4 protein-coding genes are annotated in these 3,326 nt (G+C 69.3%); 2 read left to right on the top strand and 2 right to left on the bottom strand.

What is annotated here, in order from left to right; all coding sequences use genetic code 11:
* Positions 1 to 53: 53 nt before the first annotated feature.
* A complete protein-coding gene (locus tag OXS49_RS32920; protein ID WP_243918764.1) occupies positions 54 to 575 on the bottom strand; it encodes a DUF2244 domain-containing protein in 522 nt (173 codons plus the stop codon).
* A gap of 20 nt (positions 576 to 595) precedes the next feature.
* Between OXS49_RS32920 and nth the strand changes: the two genes are divergently transcribed.
* The gene (gene nth, locus OXS49_RS32915) at positions 596 to 1,375 is read left to right on the top strand and encodes an endonuclease III (protein WP_244000372.1); all 780 of its coding nucleotides are present in this window, start codon (positions 596 to 598) and stop codon (positions 1,373 to 1,375) included.
* 195 nt (positions 1,376 to 1,570) lie between these two features.
* Entirely contained in the window at positions 1,571 to 2,365 is a 795-nt protein-coding gene (purC, locus tag OXS49_RS32910; RefSeq protein WP_243918760.1) for a phosphoribosylaminoimidazolesuccinocarboxamide synthase, read from the top strand.
* Positions 2,366 to 2,371: 6 nt separating this feature from the next.
* Here purC and OXS49_RS32905 read toward each other — a convergent pair.
* Positions 2,372 to 3,326: glycosyltransferase (locus OXS49_RS32905; protein ID WP_267428703.1), on the bottom strand; the 955-nt coding region annotated here is incomplete at its 5' end.

The following is a 3,326-nucleotide window of genomic DNA, read 5'->3' as shown; positions in this document are numbered from 1 at the left end:
CGCTTCGTTCCAGGCGGCGGCAGATTTTTTCGCGCCGGCTCTGTCGCTGCCCGTCAGTAACCCTTCTTCACCTGCGCCAGGGCCGCGGTCAGGCCTTGCGCGACCCGCGCCCGTTCGTCCGGGCCGGCATCCCGGGCCACGAGCGCGTGCTGCCGGCGCGAGACCAGGGTCAGGCGCTGCAGCCCGTACTCGTCATCCTCCACCGTCTCCAGCTTGGTCCAGAGCGGGTTGAACCGCCACTCGCGCCGCTCCCCCCGGTGGCTGACCCGGGCGAGCAGGATCTCGATCTGCGTGATCATCACCTCCTCGAAGGACCCGCCGCGGCGGACGCTCACCTTCAGCGCCGCGTAGATCGCGAGCATGTCGAGTCCGAAGAAGCCGGCGACCGGCCAGAACCCCATTCGCCACGCCCAGACCGAGACCGTGAGCGAGACCGCGCAGCAGCCGGTCATCACCACCCGGAACCCGAGTCGGCTCAAGGATTGGTGCGGCCGGATGGTCGCCGCGAAGACAGGCCGGTCGATCGAATCGGGATCGAGGCCATACGGATGGACGGAAGGATTGCCGCTCGCCATGCGATCCATATAACGCAGCCATGCCCGTCAGAAAGCCACCGAGTCCCGTGACGGATCGCGCCGGTCGCGGAGTTGCGAGGCGTGGCGGGGCCGCAGCCGCCGGCCGCCTCGCGGGCCCGGTCGGGCCGGCGGTGACCGCACAGGTGGACACCGCCCCCGAAGCCGTCGCCCCGGACATCCTCACCGAGATCTTCCGCCGGTTCCACGAGGCCGAGCCGGAGCCGAAGGGTGAGCTGCACTACGTCAACCCGTTCACGCTGCTCGTGGCCGTGGTGCTTTCGGCGCAGGCGACGGATCGCGGCGTCAACCTCGCCACCGGCCCGCTCTTCGCCGTCGCCGACACGCCCGAGACAATGCTGGCCCTCGGGGAAGACCGGGTCCGCGACTTCGTGCGGACGATCGGGCTGTTCAACACCAAGGCCAAGAACGTCGTCGCACTCTCGCGCATCCTGGTCGACCAGCATGGCGGCGCGGTACCGGCGAGCCTGGAGGCGCTTCAGGTGCTGCCCGGCGTCGGCGCCAAGACCGCGAGCGTCGTGCTGAACATCGCCTTCGGGGTCCCGCGGATCGCCGTCGACACCCATATCTTCCGGGTCTCGAACCGGATCCCGCTGTTCATCGGGGCGACCACCGACAAGGTGCAGGCCGGGCTGGAGGCGATCGTGCCGGAGCCCTACCGTCTCCACGCCCATCACTGGCTGATCTTGCACGGCCGCTACACCTGCAAGGCGCGCAAGCCCGAATGCCCGCGCTGCCGCATCGCGGATCTGTGCCGATACCCGTCCAAGACGACGGCGTGACGACCTCCACGACACGTGCGGGGCGCCCTCCGCAGTCCCCCTCTGCGGGCTAACGCGTTGTGCTGGAAGCCCGGTTCGGCTAGTTTGCCAGCCGGTTGCCGGGGCTCTCGGGCAGAGGCCGTCCGGCTGCCCGACCTGCGTCCGGTCGCCGCGCCGCGGATCCTCTCCATCGTCGCGCACTAGGAGCCTCGGCCCATGGACTTCCTCAAACCACGGTACACGCCTATGAACCGCCGCCGTCGCATCTACGAGGGCAAGGCGAAGGTCCTCTACGAGGGGCCCGAGCCCGGGACGCTCATCCAGCACTTCAAGGATGACGCGACGGCCTTCAACGCGAAGAAGCACGAGGTCATCGACGGCAAGGGCGTGCTGAACAACCGGATTTCCGAGTTCGTCTTTCAGCACCTCAACGATATCGGCGTGCCGACGCACTTCATCCGCCGGCTCAACATGCGCGAGCAGCTGATCCGCGAAGTCGAGATCATCCCCCTCGAGGTGGTGGTGCGCAACGTCGCGGCCGGCTCGCTGGCGACGCGGCTGGGCCTGGAGGAAGGCACCCAGCTGCCGCGCTCGATCATCGAGTTCTACTACAAGAACGACGCGCTGAACGATCCGATGGTCTCCGAGGAGCACATCACGGCCTTCGGCTGGGCGACGCCCCAGGAGATCGACGACATCATGGCGCTGGCGATCCGCGTCAACGACTTCCTGTCGGGCCTGTTCCTCGGCGTCGGCATCCGGCTCGTCGACTTCAAGATCGAGACCGGCCGGCTCTGGGAAGGCGACATGATGCGCATCGTCGTCGCCGACGAGATCTCCCCGGATTCGTGCCGGCTGTGGGACATCAAGTCCTCCGACAAGCTCGACAAGGACCGGTTCCGCAAGGATCTGGGCGGCCTGATCGAGGCCTATACCGAGGTCGCCAAGCGGCTCGGCATCATGTCGGAGAACGAGAAGGTGCAGAGCGGCGGGCCGCGGCTCGTCCAGTAGGCGCGCTCAGGCGGGCGGGCGGCCGGGCGGGCGGCGGAGAGACGCCATGCCCGCTGGCGGGAAATCCCGGCGCAGGCGCGCATGGGTCGAGAGGTCCGGGTCGAAGCCCGGGTGATAATGGGGGTCCTGCGCAAGCAGCGGCCCCCATCGTGTTTTGAGCGCGGCGATCTCGCGCGCATGCCGGGCACGCGCCTCCGGGGTCCAGCGGCGGCTCGCCGCCTCGCGGTGATGCAGGACCGCCCCTGGAACCAGCAGCGTCCGGTAGCCGGCCGCGTTGAGGCGCAGGCACAGATCCACGTCGTTGAAATCGACCGCGAACGCGGCGTCGTCGAAGCCGCCCACGGCCCGGAATGTGTCCGCCTCGACCACCAGGCAGGCCGCCGTCACGGCTGAGACCGCGTGCGTGGCCTGGAGCGCCGCGCGATAACCCGGCGCATCCCCCGGGAAGTGGCGGTGCCCGTGGGTGACCAGCCCGCCGGTGCCGAGCACGATGCCGCCATGCTGGATCCGGCCTTCGCCGTCGAGGAGCTTGGCACCCACGGCACCGACATCCGGGCGCAGGGCCTCGCGGGCCATGAGGGTCAGCCAGTCGGGCTGGAATGCCTCGACGTCGTTGTTGATGAAGACCAGCAGCCGGCCCCGGGCGCGGGCAGCCGCGGCGTTGTTCATCGCGGCAAAATTGAACGGCCCCGGACAGGGCACGACATGCCCCCTCCCCTGCCGCTCCAGATCGACCAGATAGGCCAGGGTCTCCGGTTCGCGGCTGTCGTTATCGCAGACCAGGATCTCGATCGCCGGCCAATCGGTGCAGCTCCGCAGGCTGTCCAGGCAGGGGCGGAGCAGGTCGAGGCGGTCGCGGGTCGGCACGATCAGGCTGGCGAGCGGTGGCGGATCGGGGAGCGGATGCTCCACGCGCAGACATCCGTCCGGCAGCGCGACGAGGCGGGCCCCGGCCCGGCCG

The sequence above is a fragment of the Methylobacterium sp. GC_Met_2 genome (genome assembly GCF_026540795.1).
Taxonomy (GTDB): domain Bacteria; phylum Pseudomonadota; class Alphaproteobacteria; order Rhizobiales; family Beijerinckiaceae; genus Methylobacterium.
The sequence above is the reverse complement of the archived record's forward strand: the minus strand, read 5'-3'. Positions and strand labels throughout refer to the sequence as shown.

Bases quoted from the DNA above. Each gene is read 5' to 3' on its own strand.
- purC (WP_243918760.1), top strand. From the start codon at position 1,571: ATGGACTTCCTCAAACCACGGTACACGCCTATGAACCGCCGCCGTCGC.
- OXS49_RS32920 (WP_243918764.1), bottom strand. From the start codon at position 575: ATGGCGAGCGGCAATCCTTCCGTCCATCCGTATGGCCTCGATCCCGAT.
- nth (WP_244000372.1), top strand. From the start codon at position 596: ATGCCCGTCAGAAAGCCACCGAGTCCCGTGACGGATCGCGCCGGTCGC.